A 21,482-nucleotide genomic window follows, 5' to 3' on the forward strand; every position below is an offset into this window, starting at 1 on the left:
CCCATGCTCACGGCCATCGGCCTTATGAGCGGTACATCGCTTGACGGTGTGGATGCCGCCATTGTCCGCACCGATGGCGAACGGATTGCCGCCTTTGGCCCCGCGCTCAGCCTGCCCTATGGGGCGGCACTGCGCCAGCGTGCGCGCAAAATCCTCGACCGTGCCCCGACCCTTCACCCCGATGACCCCGAACTGAAGGCCGTGGAGCATGAGATCACCCGCCACCATATCGATGCGGTGCGGCAGGTACGCGCGCTTGTGCCCGATATCGACCTGATCGGTTTCCATGGCCAGACCATCCTGCATGCGCCACAGCGCCGGCTGACATGGCAGACTGGCGATGCGGCCCTGCTTTCACGCGCAACGGGGCTGGCGGTGGTGCACGACTTCCGCAGCGCGGATGTCGCCGCCGGTGGCGAGGGGGCACCGCTGGTACCCTGGTTCCACGCCGCCCTGCTGCACGACATGCCGGGACCGGTGGCGGTGCTGAACATTGGCGGGGTTGCCAATGTAACGCTTGTTGACGCCGACGGAAGCATCCATGCCTGTGACACCGGGCCGGGCAATGCCCTGCTGGATGACTGGGCCTTCCGCCACACCGGCACGGCATGTGACGTGGATGGCAGGCTGGCCCGCGCGGGCACGGTCAACCGGGCCATGATGGCGCAGCTGCTGGCTGATCCCTATTTTGCCCGCCCTGCCCCCAAGTCGCTGGACCGCCAGACATTTGCCGCGGCCCTCGGGCTTGTTTCCACCTGTAGCCCCGCCGATGGCGCGGCCACGCTGGCCGCCTTTACCATCGAGGCCATCCGCCGCACGCCGCTGCCTGTCCGGCCCACGCGCTGGTATGTATGTGGCGGGGGACGGCACAACCCCGTCCTGATGCAGGGACTGCGCGCCGCACTGGGCACCCCGGTCGGGACGGTGGACGAACTGGGCTGGAACGGAGATGCGCTGGAGGCGCAGTGTTTCGGCTTCCTGGCCGCCCGCAGCCTGCGCGGCCTGCCGCTTTCCGCCCCCACGATTACAGGCGGGCCGGAAAACCTGTCCGGCGGCCGCCTGACCTGTGCGGGACTGTCCGTTCCGTCATGGATCAGCACAGTGATGGGAAAATAGCGGATTTTCCTGGTCAGGCTTGTTCCAGAAAGCTTCAGGGAATGCCGCCTTTGCAAAAAAAGCGGCACCCGGAAACCTTTAACGATGATCCACGCGTCACGGGCGCAGGGTTGGTGAAAGCACAGGCCCGGTCAGGTCATCATCCGCATCCGGCCCATGGCTGTGCGGGGCCGGCACGTCGCCCGCCGGGCGCGCGTTATGCAGGCCGGAATACTGGAGCGGATCGACCGAGAACAGTTTGTCCGGCGCGGGAAGCCGCGCCATGTCCCACCCGCCGCCACACGCGCGGATCAGCCCGACGCGGGCCTGCAGGTAGCGTGTCTGGACCTCGACCTGCTGGATGCGGGCATCCAGCGTGCTGACCTGGGCAATCAGCACATCCAGATAGGTGGCAAGCCCCCCCTTGTACAGGTTCATGGTAATGTCCTGTGTCTGGCTGGCAGCGCCTACGGCCGCGTGCAGGCGGTCGTTTTCACCATCCAGCCGCCTTGTGCGCGACAGGCCATCCTCCACATCACGGAAGGCGGTCAGGACGGTCATGCGGTAATGGTCGCGGGTTTCACGGTAGGCGGACCAGCTCTGCTGCAACTGCGCGCGGCGCAGGCCGCCTTCAAACACCGGCATGGTCACGGTGGCACCATAGGACCACATGGAGTTGGCAAGGTTGGCCAGGTTGAAGCCATTGTCATCAAACCCGCCATTCATCTGGAACGAGACGTGCGGGTAGAACGCGGCCCGCGCTATGCCAATGGCCCGGTTGGCCTGCGCCATCTGGCGTTCGGCCACGGCAATGTCGGGCCTGCGCTGCAGCAGGTCCGACGGCACACCGGCGGACAGGGTGAACCGCGTTGCATTCAGGTGCGCATCCGCCGGGATATGGAAGGCGGATGGTGCGACATTGACCAGAACCGCAATGGCATGTTCCATCACCTCGCGCTGGGCCTGGATGTCCAGCAGGCGGGCCTGGGTGGTGTAAAGCTGGTTCTGCGCGCGTGCCACATCCAGCTGTGATGCCGCCTGGTCCACCAGCCGGGTGCGGGTCACGCGCAGGGATTCCTCATAATAGCCGATGGACTGGGTATAGATGGCCGCCTGCGCGTCCAGCCCGCGCAGGGTGAAGTAATCACTGGCCAGTTCCGCCTGCAGGCTGAGCCGGGCGGACGCGTATTGCGCCGCCGCTTCCTGTGCATAATCCTTCTGCAACCTCACGCGATTGCGGATGGAGGACCAGAAATCCGGCTCCCACGAGGCCATGCCGCCATAGAATTCATCTGAATCCGTAATCGGCCCCTTGTAGCGGAACAGCCGCTCGGCCGAGCTTTTGTTGTTGCTGCCGCCAAAGGCCAGCCCGAAATGGGGCAGCAGGTCGGCACGCGCTTCACTGACAATCGCGCGCGCCTGCAAAAAGCGCTCGCTGGCGGCCTGCAGGTCACCGTTATGGTCGGCGGCCAGTGTTTCCAGTTCATCCAGCCTCGGGTCGGCAAAGCCGGTCCACCAGTTGGCGGGAATGCGGTCATCCATCGGCTGCGCCACGGCAAAGGGCGCCTGCCCCTGCCATGTGGCGGGAATGACGTAACGCGGCGCATGGTAGGCGGGGGCCAGGTCACACCCCGCAAGTGATACCAGCGCCAGCGCCGAAGCCCCGCCCCTGCATACGGAACGGCGAATGCGGTTGGCCATCATTCATCGTCCTTTTCGTCTGTATCGTTGCTGTAGCCGGTGGCTGGCTGGACCACATGCACCTTCTCGCCTTCCAGCAGGTCGGCGGGCGGGTTGTCGATGATCCGGTCATTGGCCGACACGCCGGAGAGGACCTGCGTCGCGCCATCGCCCATGCGGCCCACGGTAATATCGTGGAAATGCGCGATCCCCTGCCCGTCCACCACCGCCACCTGCATGCCATGCTCCTGAAACACCAGTGCGCCGGTGGGAATGGTCTGGTGGGCGGCCTGTTCGGGTGCTGTCAGGGTGACGGCGGCGAAGGTTCCGGGCCACAGGGCGTGGTCGGTATTGTCAATCACGAACTCGCTCACACTGGTGCGCGTATCCGGGTCATAGCCGCCTGATACGGTCAGGAACCTGGCCTCGAACCGGCGATCGGGGAACTGCGGCACCTGCACGCTGGCATGCAGGCCGGGCTGGAGGATGTAGGACATGTTTTCAGGAATGGAGACGAACAGCCGCATCTGGTGCGTATCCGCCACGCTGAACAGTTCGCTGGCCGCACCCGACGCATTCAGGTTGCCGCCGCCTTCATGCACGTAATCGCCCACATTGATGTCACGCTCGGTCACCACGCCATCAAAGGGGGCGACGATGACCTTGAAGCGCTCAAGGGCGGCATAGCGGTCCAGGTTGTGGCGCGCGGCCTCCAGGTCGGCGGCGGCGGATTTCTCGTTCGCGTCCTGCACGGAAACCGACTGGCCGGACACCGCCTGTGACTTGCCCATCAGCCGCCAGCGCTGGGCGGTGACGACGGCCAGGTCATATTTTGCCTGCGAGGACTGCAGGTCCGCCTGCGCCTGCGCGAACTGGGCATCAAGGCCGGGGGTGTTGATCTCGGCCAGCACGTCGCCTGCCGCAACGCGGGCACCGTAATCCTTGTACCACATCCGCACATAGCCCGACGCCTGCGGGTAGATGGGGGCCTGGTACCAGGCTTCCACCGTGCCGGGCAGGTCAAGGCTGACATGACGGGCTTCGCTGCGCGGTGAAATCACCATCACGTCCGGCACGCTGGCCGCCTGCGCCGTGCGCCGCAGGGCCCCCGCATGGTGGATGCGCCCCACCACCAGGGTGCCGCACCAGCCCACAAGCACCACGGCCCCGGCCAGCATCATGATCTTTCGGGTATTCAGGGTGGACATCAGTTCATTTCCTCCCGGCTGCGGGACGGGCGGTTGTGCAGGATTGCATAGACGCAGGGTACGAACAGGAGCGTGGACACGGTGGCCACCAGCAGCCCGCCAATCACGGCGCGGCCCAGCGGCGCGTTCTGGGAATTGCTCATGGCCATGGGCACCATGCCGATGACCATGGCGAGTGCGGTCATCAGCACCGGGCGGATGCGGCCGTAGCCTGCCTCAAGCGCTGCACGCAGCGCGTCACCATGTTCCTCGATCCGTTCACGGGCGAACGAGACGACAAGGATGGAATTGGCGGTGGCCGTGCCCATGCACATGATGGCCCCCGTCAGCGCCGGGACCGACAGCCGGGTATGGGTCAGGAACAGCGCCCATGCGATCCCGGCCAATGCACCGGGCAGTGCGGTAATGATGATGAACGGGTCCAGCCATGACTGGAAGTTCACCACGATCAGCAGGTAGATCAGCATGACCGACACCACCAGCCCGAACACCAGTTCGATATAGGCGTGGCGCATGGTCTCGGTCTGGCCGCGCATGACCACGGCGGCGGTTGTGGGCACCCTGCCGCGCGTCTGGTCCAGAACATGCTGCACCCCGGTCGTGACCTGCCCCAGATCCGCGCCCTCGGCCGAGACATAGATGTCCACCTCCGGCATGGAGTTAAAGTGGGAGACCTGCCCCGGCGTGCCGGTGGCGCTGACGTTGCTGATGCCACCCAGCAGCTGCATGTGCCGCCCCTGCGGGTCACCATCCCCCTTGTCCACCGGAATGGTCATGAGGTTGTTGAAATGCGTCAGCTGGTCCTGTGAAACATAAACATTCAGCGGGAAGGTGATGCCCGTGGCCGGGTCCAGCCAGTATTGCGGGTCCACCGTCTGGCTGCCTGACAGGGTCATGAGTTCGTTATTGGCAAGGTCCGCTTCCGTCATGCCGGTGGCCTGGCCAAAGGTGCGGTTGCCCTGCACGAACAGCGTCGGTGTCTTCATGGTCTGCTGGATCACCACATCGGCCGTACCGGGCACGGCGCGCAGGCGGTTCACCAGCAGGCGGGCATAATCGTAATTATCGCGCAGGTCCGGCCCCGAAATCTGGATGTCGATGGGGGCCGGGGAGCCGAAGTTCAGGATCTTTGCCGTCAGGTCGGCCGGCTGGAAGGTGAAGACCGTGCCGGGAAAACGTGCGGAAAGATCACGGCGCAGGATGGCGCGGTCATCCCATACCGGCGTTTCCTCGTCCTTGAGTGCGATGGTGATGTCACAGTCCTGCGTGCCGATGGTGGGCGTTGGAATGAAGGCCTGGTTATGCGCCCCTTCGGGCAGGCCGCAGTTTTCGATCATGGTGTCCACCTTGCCGGGGAACAGTTCGTTGATCCGGTCCTCCACCAGCGAGGCTTCGCGTCCCGCCACCTCGATGCGGGTGCCAAGGGGCGCGCGCATGTGCATCTGGATGGTGCCGGACTTGGTTTCGGGGAAGAAATCCCGCCCCGCAACCAGGTACAGCCCCAGCGAGCACACGGACACGCCAAGAAAGATGCCCACGAACCGCCTGCGCCCGGCAATCGCGCGTTTCAGCACACCGCCATAGGCTTCACGGAAATTGTTGAACCCGCGTTCGAACGCCTGCTGGAAACGCTCGGGCAGGCGCCTTGGATACTGCAGGTTATGGACCTGTGGCTCGCAATGATGGGAATCCCCATGCCCCGCCACGCTGTGGCCGGCCAGCAGGAACTTGGCCATGGTCGGCACCAGCGTGCGTGACAGGATGAAGGAGGCGATCATGGCAAAGATGATGGCTTCCGCCATGGGCATGAACAGCCAGCCCGCAACACCGCTCAGGCCAAACAGCGGCAGCCAGACAATGCAGATGCAGGTGGTGGCGACAAAGGTGGGAATGACGATCTGGTTGGCCGCGTCGATGATGGCGGGTTCCAGCGCCTTGCCCATTTCCAGATGGGCATCGATGTTCTCGATCATCACCGTGGCGTCATCGACCAGAATGCCCACCGCCAGCGCAAGCCCGCCCAGCGTCATGACATTGATGGTCTGCCCCGCCCAGTTCAGCCCGATGATGGCGCACAATATGGCCAGCGGGATGGAGGTGGCGATGATGAGCGTGGGCCGCCACGACCCCAGGAACAGCAGCACCACCATGCCGGTCAGGAAGGCGGCCGTCAGCATTTCACGCACGACGTCGAAAATGGAATCCTTCACGAAGACCGAGGCATCCCCCAGGATGCTGACCTTTACATCCGGCGGCAGCAGTTTCTGTATGCGCGGCAGCAGCGCCTTGGCCCCCGCCACCACATCCAGCGTCGAGGCATCGCCGCTTTTCATGACAACGATCTCGACCCCCTGCTTGCCCTTGACCAGCACAAGGTTGGTCTGCGGATGGCCGCCACGATAGACTTCCGCCACGTCGTGCACATAGATCACGGCGTTGCCCACGCGCTTGACCGGGATATCGCCCAGTTCCTTCATTGAACGTGGCGTAGCGTTGGTCTGGACCATCCAGTCGGTGGCCGAGATTTTCTGGTCCCCCGCCGGCAGCACGATGTTCTGCCCGCGCAGGGCGTTCTGCACATCCATGGCGGAGAGGTGATGCGCCTGAAGCTGCTGCTGGTTGAGTGCGACCATGACAAAACTGTCCATGCCGCCATAGGCCTGCGGCACCACGGCCCCCGGCACGGTGACCAGCAGCGGGCGCACGCGGATCATCGCCAGCTTGAACAGGTCCGATGGCGTCTGCTTGTCGGACGTGACCTGAAGGGTAAGCACCGGCACGGATGAGGCATCAAGGCTCATGACCATGGGCGATGGAATGTTTTCGGGCAGCTGCTTGATCACCGTCTGCGATATGGCGGTGACCTCGGCTTCCGCCTTGCCGATATCGGTGCCGGGCTGGAAGTATATGTTGACGATGCCGCGCCCGTAATACGAACTGCTTTCCATATGTTCGATCCCCTCTACTGTAGAGGTGACCATCAGTTCGTAATTATAGATGATACGGCCCGCGAATTCCTCGGGCAGCATGCCGCCATAGGTCCAGACAACGGACACGACCGGTATCTTGATATTGGGGAACACGTCCGTCGGCGTTCGCAATACCGCCATGATGCCAAAGACCACGATCAGGATCGACAGCACCACAAAGGTATAGGGCCGACGCAGTGCGGTGACTACGATGGCATTCATGGATGGGACAATTCCCTGTATTGTAAAAACCACCGCCTGCCATGGCCATGGGGCCAGCAGTAAGCATGCACGCGGTTTTTTATTGTATCTGTTGGCGCGGGGCGGCCAGCGGGGCTGGCCATGGGCCTTATGGCACAGGCTCCGTACTGATGGGGCAAGACATGACAGCGCACTCCGGCAGGGTCGGTACAGGGCGGGCCGGCGTGGATTCACGCGGCACCTGCCTGGAATGACAGATACATGTTTTTTACAAAGTATGTATGATTAATATTTAAAATAAGCTTCATTAATGTACTTATTATTTATAATTACTTTATATTAATGAATCTGTTTTTAATGAAACCTTTCCCTCCAGCCCATGCCCCGCACCGGGCAGCCGGGGCAAAACCATTTGGTCGCGCCTGTGCATCGGTATAGTCTGGGCACCATGACGGACGTATCCAGCCCCCGCTTCAGCCATCGCGCCACACTTCCCCCTGCTACCCCCGGGCACGCAGGCGCGGATGACGGCGCGCGCCCGTCCACGCCCGCCCCCCCGCTGTCACCGCAGGCAGCCCGCCGGGCCGGCACGGCGGAACCAGATACGTCACATCCCTTCCCGCCTGGCCAGCCGGGGGGTGTGTCCCGTCCCGTAATGAAAACGCGGGCCGACCGGTCCTTCCGGCCCATGATCCATTTCACCCCCGTCACCGGCTTCATGAACGACCCCAACGGGCTGGTCTTTGATGGCACGCGCTACCACCTGTATTATCAGTACAATCCTTTCGCCCCCTATGCGGGCCATGTGCACTGGGGGCATGCCACCAGCCCCGACCTGCTGCACTGGACCGACCAGCCCATGGCACTTGGTGAAACCGAAGCGGGCGAGGCCTATACCGGCTGCGCGGTAATGGATTTCCACAACACGACGGGCCTGTTCGGGACCGGACAGGGTGGCATGGTCGCACTTTATACCCGCGCAGGCCCGCATGCCCAGGCACAGTACCTGGCCACCAGCGCCGATAACGGCCAGACCTTCCGCGAATATGCCCGTAACCCGGTACTTGATATCGGCAGCAATTCCTTCCGTGACCCGCAGGTGTGCTTTCACGGCCCGAGCGGGCGGTGGATCATGGTGGTGGCGAAGTCACGGCTGCACCAGATTGCGTTCCATGCCTCCATCGACCTGGTGCACTGGGTGCACCTGAGCGATTTTGGCCCATCCGGCCTGTTCGGGGTGGATTATGAATGCCCCAACCTGATCGAAATGCCGGTCGCGGGCGGGGGCACGCGCTGGGTGCTGTTCGTCTCGGTCAATCCCGGCGGCCCGTCGGGGGGCAGCATCACGCAGTATTTCGTGGGCCAGTTCGACGGCACGCGCTTCATTCCCGATGATACCGTGATCGGCCTGACCGACTTCGCCAAGGACGCGTATGCCCTGCAGGTCTACAGCAACATGCCGGGGGCGGAGGCGGTGTCCATCGCCTGGCTGGGCAACTGGCAGTATGCGCAGGAACTGCCCACCCAGAGCTGGCGCGGCGTCATGACCCTGCCGCGCGCCATGGTGCTGAAGCGCGATTTTGCCGGCAGGCTGCGGCTGGCCCAGACCCCGCGCGGGCTGGACAGCCTGCGTGACGTGGCCATCCCCTTCCCCGCCGGCAGGCTTGCCGCGGGCGCGCAGCGCGAGGTGGCCCTGCCACCGGGCCAGGCGGTGGACCTGTGCATGAGTGTGACCGTGGATGAACGCCCCCATGGCCTGCCACCGGGTGACGGGGGGCGCACGGGGCGCTTCATCATCACCTTCGGTAACGAGGGGGGCGAGAGGCTGACCATCGGTTTCGATGCGTTTTCCGGCCAGCTCTGGCTGGACCGCAGCGGTCTTGCGGGCTTTGCCCAGCCATTCTTCACCGGCCAGTTTTCCACCGTGCTCGACCCCGATGACCGGCATTGCGAGATCCGCATCGTGCTGGACGCCTGCACGCTGGAAATCTTTGCCAATGATGGCCTTACGGTGGGCACCGCACTGATCTTCCCCGCCAGCGCGCTTGAATTCCTGCGGCTGGAAGCCCATGGCGCGGGCGCCATGATCGGCAGCCTGACCCTGCACACGCTGCGCAGGACCATGCCGCGCGATACGATGGCACCCTGACCATGCCCCCGTCCCCCCATCGGACAGCACCCGGGCCATGGCGGCAGGCAGCAGGGGCCCTTGCGCGCAACATTCCGGCCATGGTGGCGCTGGGGGTGCTGGCGCTGATGGCGCTGGCCTCCCTCCTCGCCCCGCTTTACGCGCATGACGTGGCGCATACCGACCCGTTCGCTTCCAACGTGGCGGGCACCATCATGCTGGACGGGCGTGAAGTGGACATCATGCAGCCCAATGACAATCCGCTGCACCTTGGCCTGAGTCCCATCGGGCCGACATGGCGGGCGGCCTACCTGCTGGGGGCTGACAGCCAGGGCCGTGACGTGGCGGCCCGGCTGCTTTATGGCGGGCGCAACTCGCTGCTCATCGCGGCGGGGGCGGCGGTACTGTGCCTGCTGCTGGCGGGCGTGGCGGGCATTGCCGCCGGTTTCCTGGGCGGGGTGGTGGATACGCTCCTCTCCCGGCTCATGGATATCATGTGGGCGGTGCCGGTCTATCTTTTCGCCATTTCGCTTTCCATCGTCATGGTCAGCCAGAGCGTGCGGCTGGGACCGTTCGTGCTGCATGCGGACAGCCTGCTGATCCCGGTCTTCATCATCGCCCTTGTCTACGTGCCCTATGCCGCCCGCCCCATACGCGGGCGGGTGCTGGCGCTGCGGCAGGCGGAATTCGTGACTGCCGCCCGCGGGCTCGGCGTGCCGGTATGGCGGATCATGCTGCGCGACATCCTGCCCAACCTTGCCACCACGCTGGTCATGCTTGGCCCGCTGGTCATGGCGCTGGCGCTGCTGGCGGAAAGCGCCCTGTCCTTCCTCTCGCTGGGGGTGCAGGCACCGCAGGCTTCATGGGGCACCATCATCCAGGATGGAGAGGGCCTGATCTATACCCGCCCCATGGTGGCGATTGCCCCGGGGCTTGCCATCGTGATCGTGGTGCTTGCACTCAACATACTGGGTGATGGGCTGCGTGACGCGCTGGACGTGCGCGACAGCGGGCGGCGGGCATCATGATGGCCGCCCTGCTGCGCCGGACGGGCCAGACGGTTCTGGTGCTGTTTGGCGTGTCCGTCCTGGTGTTCGGCGTGTTTTTCGCCACCCCCGGTGCCGACCCCACCGCCCGCATTGCCGGGCGCAACGCGGCCCCGCAGGTGATGGAGAAAGTGCGCCACGAATACGGCTTCGACCGCCCGCTACCGGTACAGTACGCCATCATGATGAAGAAGCTGTTCATCACCCGTGACCTTGCCTCCTACACCAACCGGGGGCAGGCCGTGGTGCCCGAAATCATGCGGGCAGCCCCGGTTACCGCGTCCCTTGTGTGCGGGGCGGCAGTGCTATGGGTCACGGTTTCCATCTTTATGGGCACGCTGGCCGCGGCCATGAAGGATACATGGGTGGACCGGGGGCTTATGATGCTGGGGCTGGTGGGCATTTCCATACCCGTGTTCTGGCTGGGACAGGTGGCCAACCTTGTAACCCAGAGCCGCTATCATGACACATGGCTGTTCTCCTGGGTGCCGGGGCTGGGCTACGTGCCCTTTGCGCAGGACCCGCTGGGGTGGTTCAGGGCGCTGGTCATTCCATGGGTGGTACTGGCGGTCATGTTCATTGGCATCTACAGCCGCGTGCTCCGCCACGATCTGGTGGCGCTGGCGGGCGAGGACTTCATGCGCACCGCGCGCGCCAAGGGGCTTTCACCCATGCGCGTGCTGCTGCGCCACGGGCTGCGCACGTCCATGGTCACGTTCGTCTCGCTGTTCGGGCTGGATTTTGCCCAGCTTGCCGGTGGCGGCGCGCTGCTGACCGAAGTGGTGTTCGGCCTGCCCGGCGTGGGCAGGCTGACCTATCGTGCCCTGACCATGCTCGACCTGCCGGTGATCATGGCAACGGTCATGTATTCCGCCATTTTCGTGGTGCTGGCCAATGCGGTGGTGGATGTTGTCTACCTGTTCCTGGACCCGAGGGTGCGTGATGCCCGCTGACCCGCCGCTTCTGGCCGTGCGTGACCTGTGCGTCAGCTTTCCCGCGCGGGGCCGCATGGTCCCGATTGTGGAACATGTCTCCCTTGACCTGCATGCGGGCGAGATCGTGGGGCTGGTGGGGGAATCCGGCTCGGGCAAGTCGGTCACGGCCATGGCGCTGATGGGACTGATCGACAGCCCCGGCGTGCGGGTGACGGGGTCCGCCCTGTTCCGGGGGCGCGAACTGGTGGGCATGCCGCAACGGCAGTTGCGCCGCCTGCGCGGGCGGGACATCGCCATGATCTTCCAGGACCCGATGACGGCCTTCACCCCCGTCTACACCATAGGCTGGCAGATCGATGAACAGATCCGCGCCCATGAAAAGCTCTCCCGCCACGCCGCGCGTGCCCGCACCGTCAAGCTGCTGGCCGACATGGGCGTGCCCGACCCCGCCCACATGGCGCAGCGCTACCCCCACCAGCTTTCGGGCGGGCTGCGCCAGCGCGCGATGATTGCCATGGCGCTTTCCTGCAGTCCCGCGCTGCTGATCGCCGATGAGCCGACAACCGCGCTGGACGTGACCGTGCAGGCACAGATACTGGAGCTTCTGCGCAGGCTGCGCGGCACGCATGGCGCCTCCATCCTGCTGATCACGCATGACATGGGGGTGGTGGCCCAGACCTGCGCGCGCACGCTCGTGCTCTATTCCGGGCGCATGGCCGAAACGGGTCCGACCGAAGCCGTGTTCGACCGGCCCGGCCACCCTTACACAGCCGCATTGCTGGATGCCATTCCACCGCTATACGGCCCGCGCCCCGACCGCCTGCCCGCCATAGACGGAATACCGCCACAGCCGGCCGACCGCCCCGCCGGCTGCGCCTTCGCCCCGCGCTGCGGCCATGCGCATGAAACCTGCCTGCCCGCCCCGCCGCCGCCGGTGCCCATTGGCCCCGGCCAGCAGGCGGCCTGTGTCCTGCCCGCCGAAGGCACGCCCCTGCCCCCACGCGGGCCGATGACGGAATGCACCGCATGACGCTCACCCCGCTGCTGGAACTGCGCGACCTGCGCAAGACCTACCGCCTGCCGCGCGGGCGCGTGCTGCGGGCGGTGGACGGGCTTTCCCTTCGTGTCCTTCCCGGCGAGACGCTGGGGCTGGTGGGGGAATCCGGCTGCGGCAAGTCCACGCTGGGGCGGTGCATGCTGCGGCTGGCCGATCCCTCATCGGGGCAGATCCTGTTTGAAGGCCGCGACATTACCACCCTGCCCGAGCGCAGGCTGCGCGCGCTGCGGCCGCGCATGCAGATGGTGTTCCAGGATTCCAGTGCCGCACTCAACCCCCGCCGCCGCATCGGCGACCTGCTGGCCGAGCCGTTGCGCGTCCACCCCGCCCCGGATGGCCGCAGGCGACCGGCGTCGGTCATTGCCGCCCGGCTGTCCGAACTGATGGATCTGGTCGGCCTGCCCGTGCAGGCGCTGGAACGGTATCCGCACGAATTCTCCGGCGGGCAGCGCCAGCGCATCAACATTGCCCGCGCACTGGCCCTTACACCCCGGCTGGTGGTGGCGGATGAGCCGGTTTCGGCGCTGGATGTGTCGGTGCAGGCTCAGATCGTCAACCTGTTTGCCGACCTGCGGCGCGAACTGGGGCTGACCTATGTGTTCATCGCCCATGACCTGGCGGTGGTACGGCAGATTTCCAGCCGGGTGGCGGTCATGTATCTGGGTGCGATTGTGGAACTGGGGGAGACGGACGGCGTACTGCACCATCCCGCCCATCCCTATACCACCGCCCTGACCGCCGCCGTGCCGCGGGCGGTGGTGGGCCACCCGCACGCGCCAGTGCTACGGGGCGATGCCCCCAGCCCCACCGCCCCGCGCACGGGCTGCCGCTTCCACGCGCGCTGCCCGCAGGCACAGGCGCGCTGCGCGCAAGAAGAGCCGGCGCTGCACACCCTGCGCCCCGGCCATGCCGTTGCCTGCCACTTCCCCCTTCCGCCCGGCCCGTAAACCCCGCGTGAAGGTGAAGCACGCCTGTGCGCCCGGCATGGCTTAAAGGCCAGAGGTATGGCAACGTGCGGACCAGACCTGCCAGCGGGAAACACTGCTTCATGCCCACGTCACCCAGCCCTGCCCTGACCGACCTGTTCCGCGCGATCCGGGCGGGAGAGATGCCGCCTCCCGCCACGGTTGACCCGGCCCTTGTTCCCGCAACCGAGACTGCGGCCTATGCGGTGCAGGACGCGGTGGGACGCGGCCTTGGCCCCATCGTGGCCTGGAAGGTGGGGGCCAGCGGGCCTGAAGCTGAACCCGCCGCCGCCCCTATCCACCAGGCCACCGTATTCGAGACGGGGGCCACGGTACCGCATGGGCTGTGCCGCCATCTGGGTGTGGAAGGCGAGATCGGCTACCGCTTCGCCCGCGCCCTGCCCGCCCGGCCCCGGGCCTATGCGCGCGCGGAAGTGCTGGCGGCGATCGGCACGATTCACCCCGTGATCGAGATTGTGGATACCCGTTTTGAAAAACCGGCCTCCCAGCACCATCTGCTGCATCTGGCCGACCAGCAGAGCCATGGGGCGCTGATCGTCGGTCCCGGCCAGACGGCGTGGCAGGCAGTCAACCCGGTGGCCGAACGGGTCGTGCTGAGCATTGACGGCAGGGTGGTGGCCGACCACACGGGCGGCAACGCGGCGGGCGACCCGCTGCGGCTGCTGGTCTGGCTGGCCAACCATGCCGCCCGGCGGGGCCTCGGGATCGGGGCGGGCTGCCTTGTCACCACCGGCTCGGCCACGGGCACGGTCTTTGTCGCCCATGGCACCGATGCGGAAGCCCGCTTTCCCAATATTGGCCAGGTCATGGCCCATCTGGCCTGACGGCATACCAGCAGGGACAATACGGACATGAAACCCGACCTCCTTCTGCTCGAACCCATGCTGCCCGATATCGAGCGCAGGCTTGAAGCCGCCTATACCCTGCATCGTGACGCCACGCTGCCGGGCGATGTGGCCGCGCGGATACGCGCCATCGCCACCGGCGGCGGGACCGGCGTGCCCCCGGCCCTGATGGCCGGCCTGCCCGCGCTGGAAATCATTGCCATCAACGGCATTGGCACCGATGCCGTTGACCTGGCCGAGGCGCGCAGGCGCCACATCCGTGTCACCACCACGCCCGGCATCCTGACCAATGACGTGGCGGACATGGCACTGGGCCTGCTGCTGGACCTGATGCGCGGCATCACGGCGGGGGACCGTTACGTGCGTGCGGGCGCATGGGGCCACACGCCTGCCCCGCCGCTGGGCCATACGGTATCGGGCCGGAAGCTGGGGCTTGTGGGCATGGGGCATATCGGGCGCGCGATCGCCACACGGGCCACCGCGTTCGGGATGACGGTGTCCTACACCGCGCTGCATGACCACAACCTGCCCGGCTATGGCTTCGTACCCGATGTGGTGGCGCTTGCGCGGCAGAGTGAAATACTTGTCGTTGCCGCCTCGGGCGGGGCGGGGTCGCGGCATCTGGTCAACGCGGCAGTACTGGCGGCGCTGGGACCCAACGGCTTCCTGGTCAACATCGCGCGCGGCTCGGTCGTGGATGAGGACGCCCTTGTCACGGCGCTGGCACAGGGCACGCTGGCGGGTGCCGGGCTGGATGTCTTCGCCCATGAACCCGACGTGCCACAGGCGCTGCGCGACTCGCCACGCACCGTACTGCAGTCCCACCGCGCCAGCGCCACGATAGAGACCCGGCTGGCCATGGGTAACCTGGTGGTGGACAATCTTGCCGCCCATTTTGCTGGCAGGCCACTGCCGACACCCGTCGTCTAGCACGGACCATTCCCCGAACAGGAAAGGACCACATGGCTCCCCACGCCCCCCTTCGCGCCGATGCGGTAGAGACGATCATCCTGACGCACCGGCAGTACAACATTGTGATGGACTTCAAGGAAATCGAGGGGCTGCGCGGCATATGGGAACGCATGGGCCGCGTGCGCGCCAACCCCGCCGCCACCCAGCCGGACCTGTGGCTGCATATCGACACCAATGAATACCTGACCCACGGGCTGCTGCTGTACTGCCCCATGGCAACCGGCGCGGATGGTGTCGCGACCTTTGACCTGGATGGCGTGCTGATGGTGCTGGACAAGTACGAACAGGTCAACACCATACCCGGCTGGCTTGCGCCGGAACGCACATTGTCGCGCATTGATTCCAGCATGCTGAAGGAAGATGAAACACACGGCTCGCCCGTCGAATATGACTGACGCCTGAAACCGTTCCGGAAGCCTGCCGATAAGGTACGATGCCACCCGTGCCTGCGCGTATCCGGGACAGGACCGGCACGGAAACGCACCGGGCACGATGGCGGCCTGCCCCCACCGGCCCGCACGGTCAGGAATGATACGCTTCAGCCCGGAGCGGGCCTGTCCGCGCCCGGCCTGAGGGCCATGGCCAGTTCAAGCGCGCGCCGCCGCAGCGCATGGTCATGGACCGGCAGCGCAAGCAGCAGTTCATCGGGCCGGTAGCGGCGCATGAACGCATCAAGTTGTGGTGCGACCGTACCGGGTGACCCGACAAACGTGCAGGCCAGCGGGTCCGGCATGGCCTGCCCGGCTTCCGGCCACAGACCCGTGGCATCGGCCACCGGCGGCGGAAAGGCGATGGGCTGCCCGCGCCGGAGCGCGATAAAATACTGTTGCAGGGACGTGGCCAGATGCGCCGCCTGCGCCGCATTGTCGGCCACAATCATGTTCACACCCAGCATGACATGCGGCCGGGAGCAGCGTTCGGACGGGATGAAGCGGTCACGATAAAGGCTGATCGCATCCGCCATCTGTGCGGGCGCGAAATGGGAGGCAAAGGCATAGGGCAGGCCCAGCCGTGCCGCCAGCATGGCGGAAAACAGCGATGACCCCAGCAGCCAGACCGGCACCCGCAGGCCCGCACCAGGAATGGCCCGGACCATATGGGGGGTGTCGTCGGCCGCCGGTTCAAAATAATGCAGCAGTTCCTCCACATCCTGGGCAAAGCGTTCGGGCGCATGCGGGTCACGCCGCAGGGCGCGGGCCGTACGCTGGTCCGACCCCGGTGCGCGGCCAAGACCAAGGTCTATGCGGCCGGGAAACAGGCATTCAAGCGTGCCGAACTGCTCGGCTATGACCAGCGGGGAATGGTTGGGCAGCATGATCCCGCCCGCCCCGACGCGGATATGGCGCGTCGCCGCCGCCACCTGCCCGATCAGGATGCCGGTGGCCGCCGAGGCAATGCCCGGCATGCCATGATGTTCAGCCAGCCAGTAACGTGCGCAGCCCAGGCTGTCCGCCAGCCGGGCAAGATCGAGCGTATTGCGGAACGCATCTGCCGGGCCATGGCCGCGTGTGATGAGGGACAGGTCAAGAACGGAAAACGGGATCACCGGCGTACCTCGGGCAACAGACAGGCGGTATCGGGGCATATGGGTAGCGCGGGCATGAAATCCAGCCCGTGCCGGGTGGCCGGGGCGGAACACGGGCAACCCTGATGGACGGGCCACGTTGGGGACGCAGGCATCTTGTGGAGTTTTCCCATGCTGACGCTTCTCATCATCATCCTGCTCATCTTCGCCATTGGCAGCGGGGGCTACGGATTCCGCTCCGGCTGGTATGGCGGACCACGCGGCACGGGTTTCAACGGGCTGGGCCTGCTGCCTGTCCTGCTGATCATCATCGTCTTGTTCCTGCTGTTCTATCCCCCCGGCACGGCCCCCACGCCCTGACCGCGCGGCGCGGCGGGGATGCCCGCGCAGTCAGGCATTCCCGCCGCGTGGCGGCCGCCCCGCCCACAGTGCGGCCAGCGCGGAACCCGATATGTTGTGCCACACTGAAAACACCGCACCCGGCAGGGCCGCGAGCGGTGAGAAATAAAGCCGCCCCAGCGTGGCCGCCAGGCCCGAATTCTGCATGCCCACTTCCAGCGCCAGGGTGCGGCACACCGCCTCGTCAAAGCCCAGCAGGCGGCCGCCCCAGTAGCCGCCCAGAAGCCCGATCGCGTTATGCAGCACGACACCCACCAGCACCAGCGGCCCGATCGTGGCAAGCGACGGGGCCGCCCCCGCCACGATGCTGCCGATAATGGTCATGATCGACACCATGGCCACCAGCGGCAGCACCGGCTCGACCCTGCGCACCAGCCCGGCGCAGGTGGTATTGACCACCACCCCGCCCATGACCGGCAGCGCCACGATCTCCACAATGCTGCCAAACAGGCCCCAGCCATCCACACTGACCCCGGCTGAGACATAGAACCGCGTCAGAAGCGGGGTCAGCACGATACCGGCCAGGGTGGAGAGCATGCTGATGCTGACCGACAGCGCCACGTCCCCGCGTGAGAGATAGATCATGACATTGGAGGCCGTGCCGCTGGACACGCAGCCCACCAGCACCATGCCGGTCGCAATCATGGGGGGCATGTGCAGCATGCGCGCCACGGCCCATGCCGCCAGCGGCATGACCAGATAATGCAGCGCCACCCCGGCCAGCACCGGGGCCGGGCGGCGGGCAATGCGCATGAAATCCCCCACGCCCAGCGTCACCCCCATGGTAAACATGATGAAGGCCAGCAGCGGGGTAATGGCCGGCGTCAGCGCCACGAAGGGTGCCGGCCGCAGCACGGCCACAAGCGAGACCACAACCGCCCATAGCGGGAAAAGCCGTGTCAGGACCGCCATGGCCCTGCCCGGTCGCGTGATGTCCGTCCCATCATTGTCTTCTCCCGCATGCAGGGGCGCAGGCTTAACAGACGGCGCGCCCGGCATCAAACCGCGCGGCGGGGTTTTACCCATGCGCAGCCCCTCGCGGCGGAACCACCGCCACGCCCTGATGTTATATGCATGGTGGGGCCGTACCGCGTGCGCCGCCAACGGGCCACGTCCCTCCCGCCCCGCCTGTTCCGCCATTCCAGTACGGAGGCCCGTGTGCCCGATACCGTCTACCGAAACGCCATCCTGTTTGACGGAACGGGATGCGCCCCCGTCATTTCGGACGTTGCCGTATCCGGTGGCAGGATTTCAGCCATCGGTCCGGCACTGGATGTGGAAGCGGAGACGACGGAGGTGGACTGCACGGGCCTGTGGCTCATGCCCGGGCTGCTGGACATCCATACCCATCTGGACCTTGAACTGGAACTGGCGCCCGAACTACCCGAAGTGGTGCGCCACGGCACGACCACGGTGGTGATCGGCAACTGTTCGATCGGCGTGACCTACGGCAACCAGCGCCGCGATGGCGAGGACCCGATCGTGGACTGCTTCGCCCGTGTGGAAAACATGCCCAAGCCCGTGCTGGCCAGGGTGGCCGATAGCTGCACATGGACCGATTCACAGGGGTATCTGGACCATCTGGGCACCCTGGCGCTGGGGGCGAATGTCGTCCCGCTCGTGCCGCATTCCATGCTCCGCATCGAGGTGATGGGCCTGCGCCAGTCGATAGGCCGCGCCCCCACAAGGCGTGAACGCGGGCGCATGGAACGGCTGCTGGATGCGGCCATGGCACAGGGTTATGCCGGTTTTTCAACCGATGCCCTGCCCTTCCACTTCCTGGCGAATGACCCGCACAAGAAGCGCAGGATTCCCACGCAGTACGCAGGCTACCGGGAACTGAAGCAGCTGACCGGCGTGGTGCGCCGCTATGGCCGGGTGTGGCAGGCCACGCCGCCCAAGGATGACATTATCGAAGCCGTGCGCACCTTCCTTCTGACCAGCGGGCGGCTGTTTGGCCGCCCGCTCAGGACAACGGTGCTGGCCGCGCTTGACCTGCAGACCAACCGGATGGCCGTGGGGCTGTGCCTGCTGCTGTCGTCCATCCTCAATTCGCGGCTGCTTGGGGGGATGTTCCGCTTTCAGGTGCTTTCCGCCCCGTTCCGGGTCTGGAGTGACGGGGCGATCAATCCCCTTGCCGACGAAATCCCCGAACTGCGTGCCCTGAATGAATGCGAACTGGATGACCGCGAAGGCCGCGCGCGCATCATGGATGATCCGGAATGGATTGCTGCCTTCCGCAGGATGTGGATGCAGGGCAAATCTGGCTGGTCGCTGGCGCGGCTGCGCCGCCTGCTCCGGCAGGAGGAGACGGTCCTGACCCGCAGCCTGGGCGACATGATCGTGGCCGAATGCCCGCTGCCGCGATGGAACGGCCACAGCCTGCAGGCCCCTTATGACCGGCTGCGCCGCTGGCAGAAAACCCATGGCCAGCATGGCGCCAGTGACCCGGCGGAAGCACGGTTTTTTGCAACCTTTCCCGACCCTGTGGGCGACGACGCCAGCTTCATCGTGCACCTGCTGCGCCAGTGGGACACGGACCTGCGGTGGGAGACGACCTTTGCCAACCGCAATCCCGCCATCCTTGAAAAACTGCTGTTCAGCCCCCAGACCCTGCCCGGCTTCAACGACAGCGGCGCCCATCTGGCCAATATCGGGTTTTACGATGGCAACCTGCGCTTTCTCAGGATCGCGCAGCAGGCCGATGGCATGAACATGGTGGCCAGCGCCGTGCACAGGCTGACCGGCCTGCCTGCCGCGTTCTTCAACCTTGATGCCGGGACCATAAAGGTGGGCGCGCAGGCGGATCTGTGCGTGATCGACCCCCTTGCCCTGCACGCCTGGAACCCGGAGGAGACCTATGCCTTCACCTATCGCGCGCAGTTCGGATGCAGGCAGGTGATCAACCGGCCCACGGGGGTCGTACGCCATGTGATGGTGGGCGGCAGGACCGTATGGACGGAAAATGGCTATGCCGCCGGTTTTGGACGGGAAGCCTGTGGCCGGGTCATGCGGGCAAGGGACCATCCCCTTGAACGGGCGTACCGGCAGGGAAGCGCCCGCGTGCCCTGATTCCGGAACGGGCCGCCGGACATGGAATATCCCGGCTGACGCTTTTTGGGAAAAGCGAGGGTCAGGAATTTCCTTTGTTCGTTCTACATCCTTGTCCATATACCTACCCGTCCCGCTCCCCTGCGGGCCAGACGGTCGTGTTCCTGCACCATGGGAGCGGCGCGTGCTTCTTCATGGACTGGCCCGGCACGCGGGACCACATGGGGCCACCTACCCGCGCGAGGGTAGCCGCCATCCTGCCCGCCGGGCCGACCGGAGTGCCGTTGTATCGGGGCATCGGGAAACCGGCGTGCCCACCGCGCCATCCGCCCCCATCCCGCGCTGCGCCATGACCATCATGGTTTTGCCGCCCCTACCGACCGGCAACGCCATCCCGCCCCCGGCTTCCCGCCCTGGCGGCACAACTCCGCCAATCGCTGGATGCGGCGGGAATTCCCGATGCGCAAGCCCCCGCGCCCGGGCTGGACCATGGCGTGTTCATCCCGTTCATGCCCGCCGTTGCCCAGGCGGGCATGCCCGTTACGCCCCCCCCGTCGCAGCGTGACCGGGATGGCGCGCGGGAACCGCGCATCGGGGGGACCCGCCAGCCCCTGCGGACACACAATATCCTGATCGTGGGGCGGACATGACCTATCATAACCTGCATCACTTCATGGGGCAGAATCGGCACGCCAGCACCATCCGATAAAGGAACACTATCCGCATGAAAAAACATCTGTCCCTCTGCACCCTGGCCATCCTTGGGGCGACCGGCCCGTGTGCCGCCACATGGGCGGCCCCTGCGGCACCGGACGTGCAGCCCGGCCTCTACCGGGTGGAACCCGCCCATACCCAGATCGCCTTTTCCCTGCTGCATATGGGATTTACAAATTATACCGGCCTGTTTTCAGGGGTGAGCGGCACATTGCGGCTTGATCCCGCCCATCCCGCCGCATCCACGCTGCATGTCAGCGTGCCGGTGACCAGCATCCTGACCACCAGCGACAGGCTGACCGGGGAACTGAAAGGCAGCGCGTGGTTCGATACCGCCCGCTACCCCACCGCCACCTTCACCGCCACCCGGATCGTCCCCGCCGGAACGGACAACGCGGCCATTATCGGGGACCTGACGCTGCATGGCATAACCCGGCCGGTAGTGCTGCATGCCCGTTTTGTCGGCGCGGGGATCAACCCGCTGGACAAGGCCAGGACCGTGGGATTCGAGGCCACGGCCGCCATCAACCGCAGTGATTTCGGGATCAGGACCTACCTGCCCATGGTGGGCGATGAAACAACGCTGACCATCGCCGCCGCATTTGAACGGCAGGACTGAGGCCCGGCACGCGCGGCGTTACACTTTGCAATACCATGATGACAGCGAAACG

The 21,482-nt window shown here is 65.7% G+C and carries 18 protein-coding genes; 13 read left to right on the forward strand and 5 right to left on the reverse strand.

The features are described from left to right. The first annotated feature begins 3 nt into the window (after positions 1-3). Positions 4-1,116: an anhydro-N-acetylmuramic acid kinase gene (locus CFR78_RS04790; protein WP_084149598.1), complete on the forward strand. Its 1,113-nt coding sequence runs from the start codon at positions 4-6 to the stop codon at positions 1,114-1,116. Between the two features lie 96 nt (positions 1,117-1,212). On the opposite strand, the gene CFR78_RS04795 is transcribed toward CFR78_RS04790, so the two are convergent. The 3 genes from CFR78_RS04795 to CFR78_RS04805 are packed head-to-tail and all read right to left on the reverse strand — an operon-like array spanning position 1,213 to position 7,174. Beyond that, positions 1,213-2,799: an efflux transporter outer membrane subunit gene (locus CFR78_RS04795; RefSeq protein WP_034927830.1), complete on the reverse strand. Its 1,587-nt coding sequence runs from the start codon at positions 2,797-2,799 to the stop codon at positions 1,213-1,215. Then, positions 2,796-3,983 (reverse strand): efflux RND transporter periplasmic adaptor subunit, encoded by a 1,188-nt coding sequence (locus tag CFR78_RS04800; RefSeq protein ID WP_007398263.1) that lies wholly within the window; start codon positions 3,981-3,983, stop codon positions 2,796-2,798. Before CFR78_RS04800 ends, CFR78_RS04795 begins: the two co-directional genes overlap by 4 nt. Beyond that, positions 3,983-7,174: an efflux RND transporter permease subunit gene (locus tag CFR78_RS04805; protein ID WP_034927834.1), complete on the reverse strand. Its 3,192-nt coding sequence runs from the start codon at positions 7,172-7,174 to the stop codon at positions 3,983-3,985. The genes CFR78_RS04800 and CFR78_RS04805 overlap by 1 nt, the downstream gene beginning before the upstream one ends. A 427-nt stretch (positions 7,175-7,601) precedes the next feature. Here CFR78_RS04805 and CFR78_RS04810 point away from each other — a divergent pair, with 427 nt between their 5' ends. The 8 genes from CFR78_RS04810 to CFR78_RS04845 all read left to right on the forward strand — a co-directional run bounded on the left by CFR78_RS04810 (position 7,602) and on the right by CFR78_RS04845 (position 15,517). Next, the gene (locus tag CFR78_RS04810) at positions 7,602-9,302 is read left to right on the forward strand and encodes a glycoside hydrolase family 32 protein (protein ID WP_034927919.1); all 1,701 of its coding nucleotides are present in this window, start codon (positions 7,602-7,604) and stop codon (positions 9,300-9,302) included. Positions 9,303-9,304: 2 nt separating this feature from the next. Beyond that, entirely contained in the window at positions 9,305-10,309 is a 1,005-nt protein-coding gene (locus CFR78_RS04815; protein WP_034927837.1) for an ABC transporter permease, read from the forward strand. Continuing rightward, positions 10,306-11,280 carry an ABC transporter permease gene (locus tag CFR78_RS04820; protein WP_181417486.1) on the forward strand — a complete coding sequence of 325 codons (975 nt, stop codon included), beginning with the start codon at positions 10,306-10,308 and terminating at the stop codon, positions 11,278-11,280. Before CFR78_RS04815 ends, CFR78_RS04820 begins: the two co-directional genes overlap by 4 nt. Then, positions 11,270-12,292 carry an ABC transporter ATP-binding protein gene (locus CFR78_RS04825; protein WP_034927840.1) on the forward strand — a complete coding sequence of 341 codons (1,023 nt, stop codon included), beginning with the start codon at positions 11,270-11,272 and terminating at the stop codon, positions 12,290-12,292. The genes CFR78_RS04820 and CFR78_RS04825 overlap by 11 nt, the downstream gene beginning before the upstream one ends. Further along, positions 12,289-13,266, forward strand: coding sequence for an ABC transporter ATP-binding protein (locus tag CFR78_RS04830; protein WP_034927925.1), 978 nt, complete (start codon positions 12,289-12,291; stop codon positions 13,264-13,266). The genes CFR78_RS04825 and CFR78_RS04830 overlap by 4 nt, the downstream gene beginning before the upstream one ends. A 101-nt stretch (positions 13,267-13,367) precedes the next feature. Beyond that, the gene (locus tag CFR78_RS04835) at positions 13,368-14,129 is read left to right on the forward strand and encodes a 2-keto-4-pentenoate hydratase (protein ID WP_034927843.1); all 762 of its coding nucleotides are present in this window, start codon (positions 13,368-13,370) and stop codon (positions 14,127-14,129) included. Between the two features lie 27 nt (positions 14,130-14,156). Further along, positions 14,157-15,080 carry a 2-hydroxyacid dehydrogenase gene (locus tag CFR78_RS04840; protein WP_034927846.1) on the forward strand — a complete coding sequence of 308 codons (924 nt, stop codon included), beginning with the start codon at positions 14,157-14,159 and terminating at the stop codon, positions 15,078-15,080. A 32-nt stretch (positions 15,081-15,112) separates the two neighbouring features. Then, positions 15,113-15,517 carry a hypothetical protein gene (locus CFR78_RS04845; protein ID WP_034927849.1) on the forward strand — a complete coding sequence of 135 codons (405 nt, stop codon included), beginning with the start codon at positions 15,113-15,115 and terminating at the stop codon, positions 15,515-15,517. 143 nt (positions 15,518-15,660) lie between these two features. Here the strand turns inward: CFR78_RS04845 and CFR78_RS04850 are convergent, their stop codons facing one another. Continuing rightward, positions 15,661-16,668: an LLM class flavin-dependent oxidoreductase gene (locus CFR78_RS04850; protein ID WP_034927852.1), complete on the reverse strand. Its 1,008-nt coding sequence runs from the start codon at positions 16,666-16,668 to the stop codon at positions 15,661-15,663. Between the two features lie 150 nt (positions 16,669-16,818). Here CFR78_RS04850 and CFR78_RS04855 point away from each other — a divergent pair, with 150 nt between their 5' ends. Next, positions 16,819-17,007, forward strand: a complete 189-nt coding sequence (locus CFR78_RS04855) for a hypothetical protein (RefSeq protein WP_007398252.1) — start codon at positions 16,819-16,821, stop codon at positions 17,005-17,007. A 30-nt stretch (positions 17,008-17,037) separates the two neighbouring features. On the opposite strand, the gene panS is transcribed toward CFR78_RS04855, so the two are convergent. Next, the gene (gene panS / locus CFR78_RS04860) at positions 17,038-17,958 is read right to left on the reverse strand and encodes a ketopantoate/pantoate/pantothenate transporter PanS (protein ID WP_034927928.1); all 921 of its coding nucleotides are present in this window, start codon (positions 17,956-17,958) and stop codon (positions 17,038-17,040) included. Positions 17,959-18,204: 246 nt separating this feature from the next. Between panS and CFR78_RS04865 the strand changes: the two genes are divergently transcribed. The 3 genes from CFR78_RS04865 (at position 18,205) to CFR78_RS04875 (ending at position 21,430) form a co-directional block, all read left to right on the forward strand. Continuing rightward, complete coding sequence (locus CFR78_RS04865; RefSeq protein WP_034927931.1) at positions 18,205-20,118, forward strand: N-acyl-D-amino-acid deacylase family protein; 1,914 nt, start codon at positions 18,205-18,207, stop codon at positions 20,116-20,118. A gap of 473 nt (positions 20,119-20,591) precedes the next feature. Then, positions 20,592-20,747 (forward strand): hypothetical protein, encoded by a 156-nt coding sequence (locus CFR78_RS04870; RefSeq protein ID WP_181417487.1) that lies wholly within the window; start codon positions 20,592-20,594, stop codon positions 20,745-20,747. 74 nt (positions 20,748-20,821) lie between these two features. Beyond that, complete coding sequence (locus CFR78_RS04875; RefSeq protein ID WP_007398248.1) at positions 20,822-21,430, forward strand: YceI family protein; 609 nt, start codon at positions 20,822-20,824, stop codon at positions 21,428-21,430. Positions 21,431-21,482: the final 52 nt, after the last annotated feature.

It is taken from the genome of Komagataeibacter rhaeticus (assembly GCF_003207855.1).
Lineage (GTDB): Bacteria > Pseudomonadota > Alphaproteobacteria > Acetobacterales > Acetobacteraceae > Komagataeibacter > Komagataeibacter rhaeticus.